This is a genomic window from Bacteroidia bacterium (genome assembly GCA_020852255.1).
Taxonomy (GTDB): domain Bacteria; phylum Bacteroidota; class Bacteroidia; order JADZBD01; family JADZBD01; genus JADZBD01.
In genome coordinates this window covers 169,414-185,003 of record JADZBD010000001.1, presented here as the reverse complement: position 1 = coordinate 185,003, position 15,590 = coordinate 169,414, and the positions used below count along the sequence as shown (strand labels likewise).

Here is a 15,590-nt window from a genome sequence, read left to right as displayed (position 1 = left end):
TTATCCGTATGCGATACTTCGTTATCCTTCTCACCATTTTTACCGGCTCCCTAAACGCTCAAAACAACCTCTGTACGGGTGCTATTCACCTCGACACTATTTCCCAGGAAACTTCTTTCGGATTCTCTCAGCCGCCGGGGGCTGGAAACGGCCTGGTTCAGCTTTGTAGCCACAGGACAATACATGAACCTGGCGGTTGAGCCGCCTAACATCCTTTCGGATACTGCTCATTTTCATAACCTCACCTTAAATGCCTGTACCATCCTGAAATTATTGTTTGGGTATGAATGCGAACTGATCTTTCCCACTGCAAATAATCTGAGAACAAACGAGCAGAGCATACAGGAAAAAAACATGGAGAATGAATACCTGGGAAATTGTTTTCCCAACCCTGCCCGGGATAAGGTGTTTATCCCCTATTCACTCCCTTCGGGCAGCGGAGGGTACATACGGGTAACAGAGCTGAGCGGAAAGATTTTATCAGAAACGGTAATAAAAGAAGGAGCTCATACCCTTGAGCTGAATGTTTCGGCATTGCAGTCCGGGGTGTATCTCCATGAAATGGAACTAGACGGAGAAATTGTTTCCAAACGTAAACTGGTAGTAATAAAAAACTAAGTCATGAGATACTCATTCTTCTTTTTTCTGTTCATAGGGGCATTCGCTCAGGCCCAGCAATGGTATCCGGTGAAGGATGACAACACACTGAAGTAAAAAAAAAGTACTATAATTGAAGACTAGCAACCCTTGATAAAGACGATCTTCTCCTCCGATAAAAAACTGTATTCTTCGCTGAAGAACCTGCTTGGATTTTATCCCGGGAATATAAATCTGTATAAACAGGCATTCCGTCATTCATCTGTGGCTAAAGAAGTGAAAGCAGGGTTTCGCGACAGCAATGAACGGCTGGAGTTTTTGGGAGATGCGGTTCTGGGCGGAATTATTGCCGAATACCTCTTCCGGATCTTTCCTTATAAAGATGAAGGCTTCCTGACCAAACTGCGCTCGCGCATGGTCAGCCGGGCACAGCATAACCAGATCGCCCGGAAACTGGGTCTGGAAAAACTCATCGAATCCAATATAGACGGAGGAAGACCGGGAAGTGTGCTGGGCGACTGTTATGAGGCGCTGATTGGTGCCGTCTACCTTGATAAAGGCTATGAAAAAACCCGGCGCTTTGTGCTTTCCCGTATCGTAAAAGTGCATCTCGATGTGGAACATCTAGAGCAAAATGATACAGACTTTAAAAGCCGCATCATTGAATATGTGCAGCGTGAGAAGCTTACGGTCGAGTTCCGGCTGAATGGAGAAGTTGGTAAGGGATCTGATAAACAGTTCGTGATACACCTGGTTATCGGAGGTGAACTCAGGGGCGAGGGCCGGCATTTTTCCAAAAAGGGCGCCGAACAGCTGGCCGCTGAAAAAGCCTGCTCCCTGTTGGGTATTTCTTCCTGATATTTTCCCTTTACATTTGTAACTTCGTATCATTCACATGACCAGGCATAAGCTGGAAATAGAATATGAGTATGACTTCCTGCTCTTTGGTGTCTGCTGCTATGAGAAAGACTACAGGTTTGTTTGGTCTGTGAATAATGCACTTCCGGGTGATTTTGTGAAAGAGGAAGATATACGTATTAAAGATAAATCTGCCAGCGACCCTTTGTCCTTTGCCGTGTTCCGGCATACAGACGAGGTAATGCACACGGATTATTTTATTATCTCAAATAAAAGCGAGGGCGGACAAAGCCTGATCCCGGAACATAAAAAAGCTGACTACCTGCTGATGGTCAAGGGAGAACTTTCCGAAGAACTCCGGGAAGAGATTCCCAAACGAATTAAATCCATTACACAGGTTCTAATGGTATATGAAATCAACGCAGACGGCCTCAAATCAAAACAACACTTAATCTTCTGACCATGCCCAAACGAACGTGGAATAAAACCAAAATTGTAGCTACCATGGGACCGGCCTCTTCGTCCCCGGGAATTCTGGAACAGATGTTTCAGGCTGGTCTGGATATTTGCAGGATCAATTTTTCTCACGGTAATTACAATCAGATCAAAACAACTATAGACACCATTCGTGCGCTCAACCTGAAACACCGTTCCCACATCGGAATCCTGGCCGATTTGCAAGGCCCTAAACTCCGGATCGGCGATGTGGAGAATAATGCAGTGGAACTGATGAAAGGAGAAGAAATACTGATCACTACGGAAAAGTGTATTGGGAATGCGGAAAAGATATATATCACCTATAAGGAATTTCCTAAAGATGTGGCGATTGGCGACCAGGTGCTGATAGACGATGGTAAAATTCTGCTTAATGTGATTGAAACGAACAAGAAGGATGAGGTGCGCGCTGTGATCTTGCACGGGGGAACCTTGTCGTCCAAAAAGGGGGTAAATCTTCCCAATACCCGGATCAGTCTTCCGTGCCTGACCGAAAAGGATAAGAAGGATCTTCAGTTTGCATTGGATAATAAGGTAGAATGGATCGGACTCAGTTTTGTCAGAGCTGTTACAGATATTGCGGATCTGAAAGACATTATCAAAAAGCACCATTACAACCACGCGCGTGTGATAGCTAAGATTGAGAAGCCGGAAGCCGTAAAGGCCATAGACAGCATTATTGATCTGGCCGATGGTGTAATGGTCGCCCGCGGCGACCTGGGCGTGGAGCTTCCTATGGAAGAAGTCCCCATGCTTCAAAAAATGATCGTTCAGAAGTGTATTCATGCTTCCAAACCGGTGATAATAGCTACCCAGATGATGGAGAGTATGATCGAGAGCTTTTCTCCCACCCGTGCTGAAGTGAACGATGTTGCAAATGCAGTGATGGATGGTGCCGATGCCGTGATGCTCAGCGGAGAAACATCCGTTGGCGCTTTCCCTGTCCGCGTGATCGAATGCATGCAAAGGATTATCAGCCGGGTGGAGGACAGTGCACCGATCTACTATCGCGAACACGCGCCGGTGCTCAAAACGCAAACCTATGTTTCCGATTCTATCTGCTACAATGCCTGCCTGATGGCTCAACAAGCGGAGGTAAGGGCCATTATATCCATGACCCATTCGGGTTATACCGCTTTCAAACTCAGCAGCCAGCGTCCGAAAGCCGATATTTTTATATTTACCGAAAACAGAACCTTACTTACCTCTCTCAGCCTGGTTTGGGGGGTACGTGGGTTTTATTACGATAAATACGAAAGCACGGACAATACCATCACCGATCTAAAGGAATTCATTAAACGGGAGGGCTATGTTAAAACAGATGACCTGGTGATCAATATTGCTTCCATCCCCATGAAGGAGAGGGGAAGAACCAATATGCTTAAGTTATCTTATGTCAGCTGATCCGGAAACCCGCCAGCAGTACATCGTCCACCTGCTCCAGTGGCCCTTTCCAGTCGGTAAAAACCCTGTCCAGTTTATTCTTCTGTTCTTCACAGGAAAATCCGCTAATTGCAAGAAGGGTTTGTTCCAGTTGCCGGTATTTGAATTTTTTTCCGTTTGCTCCGCCGAACTGGTCGGCGAAGCCATCCGTGAATAAGTAGATCATATCTTCTTTTTCCATGGTCAGCCGGTGCCGCGTAAAACCCGCGTTGATCCCGCTATGGGCACCTACCGGCATTTTATCAGCCGGTTGAACGAGAAGCTTCCCGTTTCGTATAATGTAAAACGAATTATTAGCAGCCGCGTAATCCAGCTCTCTGGCTGTTTTATCATAACGGATCAGCACCATGTCCATTCCGTCTTTTCGCTCCGACCGCCCTTCCGGATTCAGGCGGTGAATGATCTCTTCTCGGAGAATATCCAGGATAAGTGCCGGATTAGAAATCTTCCTTTCAATGATGATCTCGTTGAGCAAACTTACCCCGATCATGCTCATGAACGCGCCCGGAACCCCGTGACCTGTAGAATCGGCTGCGGCAAAAAAGAAATTGCCGTCTTTTTCATATCCCCAGTAAAAATCTCCGCTTACAATATCGCGCGGACGGAATAGTACAAAAGACTCTCCAAAATGCTTTTGCAGATACATATCACTGGTGAGTAAAGCGCTTTGAATCCTTTCTGCATAGGAAATACTGTCTGTAATATCTTTATTTTTTTCCTCAATGATATGTTTTTGCCGCTCGATCTCGTTTTTCTGCCGCTCCAGCAGCAAGGCCGCTTTTCGCTTGTTGTGGTATGCATTGAAGAAAAAGATTCCGCCGATGAGTACAAGAACTAATCCGATCCCAACCGCCCAGATGATGATTTTGTTATTCCGGTCTTTCTCGTTGAGTAATTCTATTTCCTTTTGCTTTTTTTCTGTTTCAAACCGGGTTTGCATCTCAGCCAGTAACCGGATATCCTCATCTCGTTTGATGGAGTCCTTGAAACGTATCGCATTCCTGGAGAATAGATAGGCTTTTTTGAAATCATTTTGTTTTTCTGCGACCTTTGATATGCCATCATAGATTTCAAAGGTGTAGGAGTTGATCCCCATTTCTTTCGATAAGGTCAGGGCTTCTTCATAGATGGCCGCAGCTTTGTTATAATCTCCCGCTCTGAAATATGCTTCTCCCATGTAAACAAGCATATCCTGTATTTTGGGCTTGTGATCAAGTTCCCGGAAGATCTTCAGTACCTCTTCGAAAAGTTGGATCGCCTCCGTAAGATTACCACGTTTCATATGAACACAGGCAATTTGCTCCTTGGCGGAGGCAATCTTGGAAGCATTCTTATTCTTTTCGGCTAATTCAAGCGTCTTCTGGAAATAGAAGAGAGCACTGTCCATGTTATCAAGGTCAAAATGGCAGGCCCCGATATTTAACCACATTGCAAACTGAACCCTGAATTTATTTGCCTCTGTTTTTATTTTAGAAATGGAGTTCAGCGATTGCCTGAAATATTGCAGGGCGGGTACGGGCTGTTTGCGCGACAGGTAGACTGCGCCCACATTTCCGCCGGTAACAACCATGGCGTCGTAATCACCAATCTGTTCAGCGAATTTGTAACCTTCAATATAATATTTTAATGACATTTCATCATCACCCTTTTCTCCATAAATATTTCCGAGGTTATTGCAGGACTTAGACCTCCACATCAGATTATTTTCTTCTTTTGCCAGCTTCTCGGCTTTGTGTAAATAGATCAACCCCAAATCGTAATTTCCTTTATCCCGGTAGGCGTTTCCCAGATAATTATAGGCTTCCATCATCAGTACCACGTAATTCTCTTTTTCTGCCAGCTCCACACCGAGATGACCATATTGAATGGCTTTATCAAGGTCGGTGAAGCGGTATTCATCGCTGATAAGTATAACGAGGTGGATCCGGTCGGTGTCGTGGGCAGTTTTTAGCAGTGTAAGCAGAGAATCCAGTGCATTCCCCCGTACAGCAGAAAAGGTACTTGCAAACATCAAGGATAGTAACAAGAACCTTATCATCTACTTTTTGTTGAAAGCGGTCATCGTACGCCCGATCCCAATAGTGCCGTAAGATTTAACCATCTCAATGGCAGTTTGAATTCGTTCGGGCAGTTTTTCATTTTCTTCCGTACTCCATTTTCCCAGTACGTAATCGCTCTGCGAGCCCTTCCGGAATTCATTTCCCACTCCAAAACGCAACCGGGCAAATTCCTGAGTGTTCAGCGTGGTAATAATGTCTTTCAGGCCGTTGTGTCCTCCGTCGCTGCCCTTGGGTTTCATGCGCAGCTCTCCAAAAGGTAAAGCAATATCATCGGTGACAACCAGGAGACTGTGTATGCTGATCTTCTCTGCCTGCATCCAGTAGTTCACGGCTTTGCCGGAAAGATTCATGTATGTGGAAGGTTTGATCAGCACAAATGTTTTCCCTTTGTACTTTACAGTAGCTACGGCGGCAAGCCGTTCCAGACTGAATTTCACACCCTCTGCCAGTGCCCAGGTGTCGGCAATCGAAAAACCGATGTTATGCCTCGTGTTCTCATATTCGTCGCCGATATTACCCAGACAAGCGATGAGGAATTTGCTCATCTGGTAAAAATAGCAAAAAGAGGGTTACTGGATGAGGAGTTTGAGAGTCACTGGCATGCCATTGGGTTCTTCAATGGTAAGAGTATAGTACCCCTGATTCAGTTGAGGTATTTCAATTAAAATAAGATTCTTTCCGGGAAGTAGTTTCTTCTTTGACCTTTCATAAACAATAGATCCTTTTATATCCCTGATGATAAGGTCACAATCAATACTTGTCAAGGATAAAACTTCGATATTAATATTTTGTGTGCTCGGAATGGGAAATACTTTAATTTCAGAAATTGAGCTGAGTTCTTCTACGTTTCCTCCGCAAAAACCACCATACGCACACGAATCTCCCCAAAATACAGGAAAATTGCAAAGAGGAGGATTGGATTGATAACTGGCGATTGTATAAGCGCACGTATCAAAATAAACCTTATAATTATGATCAAAGCAAGTAAGAAAATATAGGAACTCATACTGTGGAACATCTATTCCACAAAGCCAAAGATCAGTTACAGCCCATAGTCCGGGGCTTATGGCAAAATTCATCGGGTTTATATATAGAAAATCTGATAAGCAACCAATTCCTTCAACCCATCGGAGGTAGTAACTTGAATTTCCCCAAGTACAAGATTGGAAATGAGGTTCAAGAATAAATTCACGTTTTAAACCACTTGTTGTATTTCGTAGTTGAATGGAAATAACTTGAAAATAGGCATCCTCATCCGGGAAGCAATTGTTAGGCGAGAAAACAAAATCAATAAATACACTATCACCCACACCCAAAGAAAAATCATAAATCAGGCGTTCGGCAGTGTCGGCTGCCGTGCGATAATAGACTTTTTTAGCGCTTGTATCTTCTCTGATAAATCCGGCATGATAATCCGGGTAAACAGTAGGTGGCGGGTCGGATAAAATAAGAAACTTGTAGATCAAGGAATCTATGGTGGTGTCTCTATCCGTAAAATAGCGAGTGTTTTCAAATGGGCTCCATGATGCGGGAGTTGGATTCTGGGAGACATACCAGCCATGGTATCCGTGATTCCAAACATTCACAGAATCCAGCAGCGGCACATAGGGTTGGGCTTTCACCAGCATGCCGAACAGGAAGAGAGCAATATGGAGTAGCCACCTCATTATATGACGAAATTAAGCAATAAAAGTCGAAAAAAAACCCCCTGACGTTCTCAAGGGGTTTTGGATAAATTCGGAGAAGAAGGTTATTTTTTCTTCTCTTCTTTCTTCTCTTCCTTCTTGGCACCTTCCGCTGCAGGGGCCGCAGTGGTAGCACCTGCCGCAGGAGCAGCCGTGGTGGCCACAGGAGCTGCCACTTCTTCTACAACCTGACGCGTCACGCGCACTCCCACAACGGTGAAGTTGGGTGGATCCAGTAAACTCACTCCGTCGAATTTGATATCCGCAACGCGGATACTGTCTCCGATGTTCAGGTTGGTTACATCCAACTCAATTACAGAGGGAATTTTTTCAATGGGACCGCGTAGCTTCAGCGTGCGGGTTTTCTTCTGAAGTTTACCGCCTTCTTTCACACCGGCAGCGGAACCTTTGGTGGTGACCGGGATATTCATCGTGACCGACTTTCCGGGTACCAGTTCAAGAAAATCTATGTGTGCGAGACGGTCTGTGACAATGTCAAATTGAATGTCCTGCATTACCGCGTCATAATTTTTACCTCCAATGTCCAGTTTAACCATGCAAATTTCAGGTGTGTAAACCAGTTTGGTGAAAGCAAGGATGGGAGCAGAGAAGGTGATCTGTTCTTTGCCGCCATAGAGCACACAGGGAACCTGTCCCTGCGTACGCAACGCCTTGGCATCCTTTTTCCCTACGTTCGCACGTGGCGAACCGCTAATCGATACCGTTTTCATTGTTTGTTTTTGTTTTGGTTATTGTTTGATTGAAATTACTTTTCCTGTTATGGTAAGAAGAGGGTTTGTTGAACCGCTACATTATAAAATGTTTACTTATAGACTCCGAAGTGTGTACCGCCCGTATAACATCCGCGAAGAGCGGGGCACAGCTGAGCACACGGATCTTGGAACACTTTTGCCGGGGAGGAATGCTGTCGGTAACAATGAGTTCCGTAATTTTTGATTTTTCAATATTCTCATATGCCTTGCCGGAAAGCACAGCATGGGTACAGATGGCACGCACACTTTTAGCACCCCGTTCCATGATCATATCGGCAGCTTTCGTGAGCGTTCCCCCGGTATCACACATGTCGTCTACCAGCACTACATTACGGCCTTCCACCTCTCCGATCAGCGTCATACTGTCCACTACATTTGCCTTGCTCCGCTGTTTGTAACAAATAGCCAGTTCTGCTTTGAGGTGCTTGGCATAGGCATTGGCCCGCTTGGAACCTCCCATGTCGGGAGCGGCCATGGTCAGGTCAGTGAGGTGCAGATCCTGGATGTAGTTCATAAAAAGTGTGGAAGCGTACAGGTGATCTACAGGTACATTGAAAAATCCCTGGATCTGATCGGCATGAAGATCCATGGTCATTACCCTTGTAACACCGGCGGTAGAAAGCAGGTCGGCCACCAGTTTGGAACCAATCGCCACACGCGGCTGATCTTTTCTGTCTTGCCGTGCCCAGCCGAAATATGGGATCACAGCAACAATTTCTTTAGCGGAAGCACGCTTGGCGGCATCCACCATAAGCAGCAGTTCAAAGAGGTTTTCAGTGGGAGGAAAGGTGCTCTGGATGAGAAACACTTCAGCGCCCCGCACCGTTTCCTCAAAAGAAACCTGGAATTCTCCGTCAGAGAATTTACTGATCTTCATGTCTCCCAGCGCCACTCCGTACGAAGAGGCGATTTTCGCCGCAAGTTCCCGGGTGGCATTGCCTGAAAAGAGTTTGACCTGATTTTCCATAATTCCCCTTAAAAGGGATGCGAAGATACTCAAAATCAGGCAATTCGGAAACAGTTTGCGCAACGATCCGCCTTCGCTCTTGCACGTTGATATACAGGCCGTTAAGAAGTCCCTTCCCTGCCATAGATTGCTTGAAATAACGATCTTTAGGGTAAGCAATGTCCGAACCTATGAAATCCTTTACTCTTATCTCTTTTCTCCTGAGCTGTCTTGCGGTTTCCTCACAGGTAAAAACAATAACCTGGGACAAGAACTGGACAAGCAGGGAGGAGGTTGTCATCAATTCTCCGGAAGCGGATTTTATCATTCGTATCGGCGATGTTGATAATCTTGGTTTCGGATGGCCCGAAGATTTTGATCCATTTTGCGGGAGGATGACTCAGGCACACGCATTCCCCTGGGAGGCTGATCCAGGTGAAATGAACGGGTTCGACAGGATACTGCTTTCTTCAAAATTTAAGCCCGGTACTATCTCTAAATGCGGAGGAGATGGTTACACCGACAATTATAATCCCCTTACCTCTAAACCTGTGGAATGGAAAATTCAGGCGGAAGTAATGAAAAAGGCAGCGATCCGGAATGCTTTTATCCAGCTATTTATCGATGACTTTCAATCACCCTCTTTTTGTTCTAAATTTCAATTTCTTCTCAATGGTAAGCGTTTTGTGGAAGGCGAAAAATTCCTGAATGCCGTTGATCAGAGCGGGCCGGTTGGGAAGCTCATCAGCATACCCCTGCCCGAGGAATTCTGGCCAATGATTAACGAAGGCAGCCTGACCATAAAAATTGATGAAATCACGGGGGCGCATGATGGATTTGCAGTCGACTTTATTCGCCTGGTCTTGAATCGCAAACGTGAGAATGCATGTAAAGGGAGCATAGCTGGTACTGTTCTGGACAAGGTTACACAAGAGCCCATCAGGAATGCGCGTGTTTATCTCGCGGATAAAACTGAAATTGTAACGGACAGTGAAGGGAAATTTCAGTTCAGGGATGTTCCTGCCGGATTTGAGATCATTGGTGCGCAGGCCGAGGGCTACCTGGAAGGATATGCACAGGCTGATATCAACGAAGGAGACGATAACCCGCCGGTTACCCTCTACCTGGAAAAGGGAAAGAATAGTATTCAGTTTGGGGGTAAGACACTCAGAGCCGGGGAATCGGTTCAGCTCAATCTGATTCTCTTTGATCAGGGTAAGTCGGAATTAAAGCCTGAAGCTAAAGCGGAGTTGGAAAAGATCGTTGCTTTTTTAAAGGCGAATCCAACCGCAGAGATAGAGTTGTCAGGGCATACTTCCGCGGAAGGAGATGCTCAGATGAATCGCTCGCTTTCGTATCAGCGTGTCAATGCGTGCAAGAAGTATGTGGTTAGCAAAGGCATTGATGAGGGAAGGATTATTTCCGTTGGTTTTGGTCCGGATAAACCCGTTGCCCCGAACGATACGGAACCCAATCGCGCAAAAAACCGGAGGGTAGAGATGAGAGTGTTGAAGATATAACGGCCGGCTATGCCTTTACGTTGTTAAGGACAGCAAGCACATAAATAAATAACAGGACCACACGAATTCCCATCGCATTCCTGCTCTGATTTTGTACAATTAACTGGGTTGTTGTCTAACAATTTATCGGCTTCTTTACAAAGGTATGAAAAGGTCAATCCCCTGACCCTCAAAAATGACTTTATCGGGATGAAATCGCCCCTCCAACCTGAGTAAATATTAGCCAAAATTTCAATTTAAAGGGGGCAAGGTGGCCTCCGGCAAGCGAGGGCGGGAAAATACCCGATTCTTAGTTTCCGGTCGAATATTTCGGAAACCCATCCCCTCCCAATTTAGCCTCGATTTTGGCTAAAAAAGGGATGACCAATGCGTCCCTATCTTCAGGTCTTGCTTGAGCCAGTTTTTCTCGGAATTCCGCGTACTCTTTCTTGCATTTATCAGAACAAGTCAGTCGGTTTCGGGCTTTGCGTTGGTGGGCTTTTGAAACCGTAAACTGTCTGCCAGCACCAAAGTTTATTTATTGCTTAAATGTTTCTATTCGCACTGTCCACCCACTAACGCAAAACCCGTGTTATAGCCAGTGCATTTCGTTATTCATATTATTGATTGTAGGGTACAATTTCTCTATTATATATTTCAGTTCTTTTACCATTCTCGTCCCATGTTTTTTGTTTATGCCTAATCCAATTTATATGGGAGGCTTTCTTACCGCTTGCATAATACGTTTTTTGCTTATAAGCACGTTGCAATTTTCCTTTTTCTCCGGTACTTTCTATAATTTGATAATAATGCCAATGCTTCGATTTAGTTTTTCCTGTAGAATAATATTCTGTTGTAATTATTACGTCATATCCACGTCTTTTAAATAATAATCTTCTTTCTTTAGTTTTTTTATTCAAATGACCTGTATCCGTTGTATCGAAAATAATTTCTTCATTAGAAATTGAATCAGGGTCTTCTTCTATTTTCGCAGAATGATTTACCCGCGTTTTTAGTGGATTTCCAGATGACACTTGTAACTGGTTTGAATCTGATTTAGACAAGGTTGTGATTTTACAGAAAGTCCTTTCACCGGAATTAAATTTTATTTTATCCACGTCTGTACATATTGAATCGTACGAATAAAGGCCAGCGTGAATCGTTAGCGAATCACAAATAAAATCACCTCTCTTTGTAAAGGATATTGCCATTGTATCTTGCTCCTTGATTAATATAATGGCGTATGGCGGTTGCAACGCAATAATATCAATTAAAAAATATTTTGTTGAGGGGATATAAGTACTCATTGAGTTTGGATCACAGGGAGAAATAAATCCTCCTTTCGGATTGTCAATATAGATTTTTCCATTGCACAATTGTTTATTATCAATAAGACTTCCATCATTATCATACAGCCTAAATGCGAAAGAAATTGTTGATGGCTTTTGTCCAAACGCGTTTAGGACAGCAAGAAAAAGCAAAACGGTAGCACTAATGCGCGCTATTGAATAGTAAGAAAAGATATAGATTCTGTTGTTCATTGAATACACTTAACTATTTTTATCAGTCTTTAAGCATTGGCTATAACTAAAGGCTTCCTGTACGACCTCAAATTCTTCAGCACAAACGATACAATTATCTTTCATTAAAATAAATTATTCTTCCTCATCCCAATTGTTCTTGATATTCCAATCGTAGTTACTAAAATTCAAACACCTCTGGAAAATCAAATCTCCAAAAGAGAAATTGCTTTGTGATTTTATAATCTCCAACAATCGGTCTTTCAAAGGTGATGTGATTCTCTTTTGTATGTATTTTCAGAATGTTTTTATTCTCAAACGGTGGATTAAGTTTTTCTAAGGGATTGTCCCAACGTTGAGTCCAACATCCTATTGATTGACTTTCGTAAAAAGGAGTATAAAACTCAACAAATCTACTCCCATTAGAACCAAAAACAATGCAATGTTGATTCTTGATTGTGATAAGAAGCGAAATAACCGAGAAAGCAATTGCAAATAAAACCGAATACTTTTTCTTTCTCAAAAGTAGTCGCCTTGCAAAAGTAAACAGAGTAATTACTAACGCATAGCCTATAAGAATTGAAATCCAATGTTGCCTAAAAGTCCAATCTCCCGAACTCGTTATCATTTGGTCATTAAATCTTGCAAGCCACCATTCAAAAACTAATACTATAAAAAAGAATACACTCCAATAAATGTAGAAGAGAAACCACCATTTGGAGACTTGAGAATCTTTTTTCTTATGGTCTTTAAATATCAAAAAGGCAACTAACATAGGAAGGGCTAAAAGAAAATAGTTGCCAAAGAATACGATAGGTTCGAACCCATTCAATAACCGATAAACATCAAAGCGAAAATGAATAGCAGTAATTTCATCATATCCAAATGTTCCGCACCTTATAAAATCCATAGAACTTTGGAAATACATTCCGAAGGAAGAATAGATAAGGAAACACCATACTATGGATTGCCATAATTTTGGTTTGACTCTTTTCAAAACTAAATAGTATAAAAGGAATGAAAGCAAGAGCATAATAGCCCCGTTTATACACTTAAAAAAATAACTAACAGTTCTGTAATCCGCACCAAAGCAATCTGAACCACACGTGCCAACTTGTGAAACAAATGGAAACCCACTTCCACTTGAGAGAACCCCATTACCTGAATAATCTATACATTCAGAATTAGTTAGTATAAGATTGTAACCCGGATTCAGCAGCCAATTTAAAATAAGTGCAAGAGGAATTATATACACAAACGTTATTTTTAACGGAGTGGATATTTTTGCAAATATTTTATTCAATCTAATCATTAAAATTTTGATTTTATTATCCCGTCTGCCTTTATCATGTAAGTATCAAAAAGGGCGTATGAGGGTCTTAGATTTTTATCAGAATATTTTTTCCATTTATTGTCAACTAAAATTTGTCGACTATTTATTTTTGCCGATTTGTCATAATAAAATACTGGAAAAAAACAGGTTTTATGTCCAAATCTTAATCCTCTCGGAAGTTTATGTACGAAATTATGATGTCGCTCTGCTTTTCTGGTTTTTCTTGCTTTTTTGTTGTAGTACGCTTTGCAATGCATTTGATATTTTGGTTTATTGTTTTCGTACAAAATACTCAAAGAGTAATTTTGAGAAATCTGTTTGTCATATTCTAAAGTATCGTTTGTTAAAGTGTCAGTAATTACAAGCCAACTGTTGAATGAATTTCCTTGGTAAAAACATATTTTTCTGCCTTCAGAGTAGAACTCGGTTACAGAATCTTTAGATTGATAGTTCATCGGTTGCACATAAGGTAACTTAGGAGCACCTAAAATTTCAGGAGTTGAATTTAATTCGATTTTCACGTTGGGTGTCTCGCCTTTTCTCAAAATAATAGTCTGTTCCTTTGTTTTGAATCCGACATATGATACTCTTAAAACATAAGTTCCATAAGGAATAGAATCCAAAATAAAAAAACCATCTATATCTGCCTCGGTTTTAAATGGAGTGCCACTTAACGATACATCAACAAAAATCAAAATTTCCTTAGAAATTGAATCTACGACTGATCCTTTTATAGTGCCGGTTTGAGCAATTCCCAAATTTGGGATTAAAAACAAAAAACATATTGAAATAAAAGCCCTCACTTTTTTTATTCTTTTCGATTAATATTTACGCTACCATCATGCGCGATATTGATTTTGTATTTTTCATCCAAATCACAACCATCATCATAGCACCGTCCTTCATAAATAATTATTGTGTCTTTATCGATAAAAAAATACCTGGACATAACATTTGAATCACCTGACCCTTCAAAATAGATATTTAATAATTTGCCGGTTTTCGTTTTCGGGTCAAGAAGTAAAAGATTTCCATATGATCCGAATGAACTGATTTTTACGTCACGTTGAAATGAGTAATAGCATTCATATATGCCGATATTGGGTAATCGAAATCTGCAACTATCAATAGAATTTTGAAGTATTGTGTCTAAAAAATGGCTCTGCTCCAAAAAGTCTCCAATTAATAAAAGTTCTGATTTTTTAACAACCGGGGAGTTTATGACTTTGCTGGAATTAATTTTATAAAAACACTTTCCTATACTATCAAGTTCTTCCGGATTCTTGAGCTGTCCATAATTTTTTAGGTCACTTGTCCATTCCATTGGGTATTTCAATTTAGTTAAATTGATACAGCCAAATGGGAGAGTGGCATTTATTTGGATTGCGTTTAAGTCAATTTCTTCAACCACATCTTCTTTGCTGGAATTAGTTGAATCAGAACATGACAATATTGTCAAGCAGAAAATGGATATGATTAATGTATATTTCATTCGATTTTACTTCTCAAAAACAAAAATATTGCAACTATCGTATTTGAATTTCGGATTGTGATTATCCATTAAAATCAGCGACTCCTCTGAAACAATATATTTTGATGTTGCTTTTATTAGTTGATAACTCGGATACTCATAATTAGAGATCTTCCTGCCCTTATTTTCCTTGTTAACCTCATATTCATAATAAAGAAGCAAGGTATCGCCATTTAATTCCCAAGTTCCATTTTGCTTTTGCTCTTTTTCTGTTTTGGTAAAATAGAATTTCCCGTTTTTAAGTAACACAATCGATGGGCAACTTTTCGAGGCGCAATTGTATGTACCTATTTTTATTTCAGCTTTTGTTTCAGTTGAAGATTGAAGGCTATCAGGGTATTCTTTATAGTATAAACCATCTCCGCTTTGTGAGGATTTGGATTTAATATTTCCTGATTCGTAATATTCAACGGTAGACACACCATTGTCATCAACGTATTTTGTTTTACGACTTATTGAGCCTCTTGCGTAAAAGGAAATATTTTCACCATCCAGTTTTCCGTTTACATAAGGCTTAACCTCCTTTAGATTCCCTTGATGGAAGTAATAACTCCAAACACCATCATACTGAGAATTTTTGATGAATGCTTTTAATTCCAATTTTCCGTTAACGTAAAAATCATATTCGCCATCCGGCACGTTAGTTTTTAATTTGTAATAATGACCATACCACTTTCCCATATCTTCGCTATGGCCAACGACCACAAAAGAAGTGTCTGAAGGATTAATGCAACTATAATCCTCTTGAGTTTTCATGGGAGAATTAAGTTTAATTATAGTTTGCGAAAAGGCAAGCTGCCCAATGAAACAAAATAAAATTAGTAATCGTGTTTTCATGTACATCAAATAA

At 41.7% G+C, this 15,590-nt stretch carries 15 protein-coding genes; 5 read left to right on the top strand and 10 right to left on the bottom strand.

Translation table 11 applies throughout. From position 1 onward, the window contains the following. Positions 1-78 precede the first annotated feature (78 nt). From IT233_00785 to pyk, 4 genes are all read left to right on the top strand, one after another. The gene (locus tag IT233_00785) at positions 79-618 is read left to right on the top strand and encodes a T9SS type A sorting domain-containing protein (GenBank protein MCC7301154.1); all 540 of its coding nucleotides are present in this window, start codon (positions 79-81) and stop codon (positions 616-618) included. A 129-nt stretch (positions 619-747) separates the two neighbouring features. After that, complete coding sequence (gene rnc / locus IT233_00780) at positions 748-1,455, top strand: ribonuclease III (protein ID MCC7301153.1); 708 nt, start codon at positions 748-750, stop codon at positions 1,453-1,455. 37 nt (positions 1,456-1,492) lie between these two features. Next, a complete protein-coding gene (locus IT233_00775) occupies positions 1,493-1,915 on the top strand; it encodes an IPExxxVDY family protein (GenBank protein ID MCC7301152.1) in 423 nt (140 codons plus the stop codon). Between the two features lie 2 nt (positions 1,916-1,917). Beyond that, positions 1,918-3,354: a pyruvate kinase gene (gene pyk / locus IT233_00770; GenBank protein ID MCC7301151.1), complete on the top strand. Its 1,437-nt coding sequence runs from the start codon at positions 1,918-1,920 to the stop codon at positions 3,352-3,354. On the opposite strand, the gene IT233_00765 is transcribed toward pyk, so the two are convergent. The 5 genes from IT233_00765 to IT233_00745 all read right to left on the bottom strand — a co-directional run bounded on the left by IT233_00765 (position 3,347) and on the right by IT233_00745 (position 8,878). Next, positions 3,347-5,404 carry a tetratricopeptide repeat protein gene (locus IT233_00765; GenBank protein ID MCC7301150.1) on the bottom strand — a complete coding sequence of 686 codons (2,058 nt, stop codon included), beginning with the start codon at positions 5,402-5,404 and terminating at the stop codon, positions 3,347-3,349. The two genes, pyk and IT233_00765, sit on opposite strands and share 8 nt — an antisense overlap. Before the next feature lie 27 nt (positions 5,405-5,431). Beyond that, positions 5,432-5,998: an aminoacyl-tRNA hydrolase gene (locus IT233_00760; protein MCC7301149.1), complete on the bottom strand. Its 567-nt coding sequence runs from the start codon at positions 5,996-5,998 to the stop codon at positions 5,432-5,434. 24 nt (positions 5,999-6,022) lie between these two features. After that, on the bottom strand, positions 6,023-7,120 hold the full coding sequence (locus tag IT233_00755) for a hypothetical protein (protein ID MCC7301148.1): 1,098 nt from the start codon (positions 7,118-7,120) through the stop codon (positions 6,023-6,025). 83 nt (positions 7,121-7,203) lie between these two features. Further along, a complete protein-coding gene (locus IT233_00750) occupies positions 7,204-7,869 on the bottom strand; it encodes a 50S ribosomal protein L25 (protein ID MCC7301147.1) in 666 nt (221 codons plus the stop codon). A 76-nt stretch (positions 7,870-7,945) separates the two neighbouring features. Further along, positions 7,946-8,878: a ribose-phosphate pyrophosphokinase gene (locus IT233_00745; protein MCC7301146.1), complete on the bottom strand. Its 933-nt coding sequence runs from the start codon at positions 8,876-8,878 to the stop codon at positions 7,946-7,948. A gap of 170 nt (positions 8,879-9,048) precedes the next feature. On the opposite strand from IT233_00745, the gene IT233_00740 reads away from it, so the two are divergent. Continuing rightward, the gene (locus IT233_00740) at positions 9,049-10,377 is read left to right on the top strand and encodes an OmpA family protein (protein MCC7301145.1); all 1,329 of its coding nucleotides are present in this window, start codon (positions 9,049-9,051) and stop codon (positions 10,375-10,377) included. A 599-nt stretch (positions 10,378-10,976) separates the two neighbouring features. Here IT233_00740 and IT233_00735 read toward each other — a convergent pair. The 5 genes from IT233_00735 to IT233_00715 form a co-directional block, all read right to left on the bottom strand. Then, positions 10,977-11,897 (bottom strand): hypothetical protein, encoded by a 921-nt coding sequence (locus IT233_00735; GenBank protein MCC7301144.1) that lies wholly within the window; start codon positions 11,895-11,897, stop codon positions 10,977-10,979. A gap of 160 nt (positions 11,898-12,057) precedes the next feature. After that, positions 12,058-13,179: a hypothetical protein gene (locus tag IT233_00730; GenBank protein ID MCC7301143.1), complete on the bottom strand. Its 1,122-nt coding sequence runs from the start codon at positions 13,177-13,179 to the stop codon at positions 12,058-12,060. Between the two features lie 8 nt (positions 13,180-13,187). Continuing rightward, positions 13,188-13,967, bottom strand: coding sequence for a carboxypeptidase-like regulatory domain-containing protein (locus IT233_00725; protein ID MCC7301142.1), 780 nt, complete (start codon positions 13,965-13,967; stop codon positions 13,188-13,190). 50 nt (positions 13,968-14,017) lie between these two features. Next, complete coding sequence (locus IT233_00720; protein MCC7301141.1) at positions 14,018-14,701, bottom strand: hypothetical protein; 684 nt, start codon at positions 14,699-14,701, stop codon at positions 14,018-14,020. Between the two features lie 6 nt (positions 14,702-14,707). After that, positions 14,708-15,496, bottom strand: coding sequence for a hypothetical protein (locus IT233_00715; GenBank protein ID MCC7301140.1), 789 nt, complete (start codon positions 15,494-15,496; stop codon positions 14,708-14,710). Between the last annotated feature and the right edge of the window lie 94 nt (positions 15,497-15,590).

Bases quoted from the DNA above. Each gene is read 5' to 3' on its own strand.
- IT233_00775 (MCC7301152.1), top strand. From the start codon at position 1,493: ATGACCAGGCATAAGCTGGAAATAGAATATGAGTATGACTTCCTGCTC.
- pyk (MCC7301151.1), top strand. From the start codon at position 1,918: ATGCCCAAACGAACGTGGAATAAAACCAAAATTGTAGCTACCATGGGA.
- IT233_00765 (MCC7301150.1), bottom strand. From the start codon at position 5,404: ATGTTTGCAAGTACCTTTTCTGCTGTACGGGGGAATGCACTGGATTCT.
- IT233_00760 (MCC7301149.1), bottom strand. From the start codon at position 5,998: ATGAGCAAATTCCTCATCGCTTGTCTGGGTAATATCGGCGACGAATAT.
- IT233_00755 (MCC7301148.1), bottom strand. From the start codon at position 7,120: ATGAGGTGGCTACTCCATATTGCTCTCTTCCTGTTCGGCATGCTGGTG.
- IT233_00750 (MCC7301147.1), bottom strand. From the start codon at position 7,869: ATGAAAACGGTATCGATTAGCGGTTCGCCACGTGCGAACGTAGGGAAA.
- IT233_00745 (MCC7301146.1), bottom strand. From the start codon at position 8,878: ATGGAAAATCAGGTCAAACTCTTTTCAGGCAATGCCACCCGGGAACTT.
- IT233_00740 (MCC7301145.1), top strand. From the start codon at position 9,049: ATGAAATCCTTTACTCTTATCTCTTTTCTCCTGAGCTGTCTTGCGGTT.
- IT233_00735 (MCC7301144.1), bottom strand. From the start codon at position 11,897: ATGAACAACAGAATCTATATCTTTTCTTACTATTCAATAGCGCGCATT.
- IT233_00720 (MCC7301141.1), bottom strand. From the start codon at position 14,701: ATGAAATATACATTAATCATATCCATTTTCTGCTTGACAATATTGTCA.
- IT233_00715 (MCC7301140.1), bottom strand. From the start codon at position 15,496: ATGAAAACTCAAGAGGATTATAGTTGCATTAATCCTTCAGACACTTCT.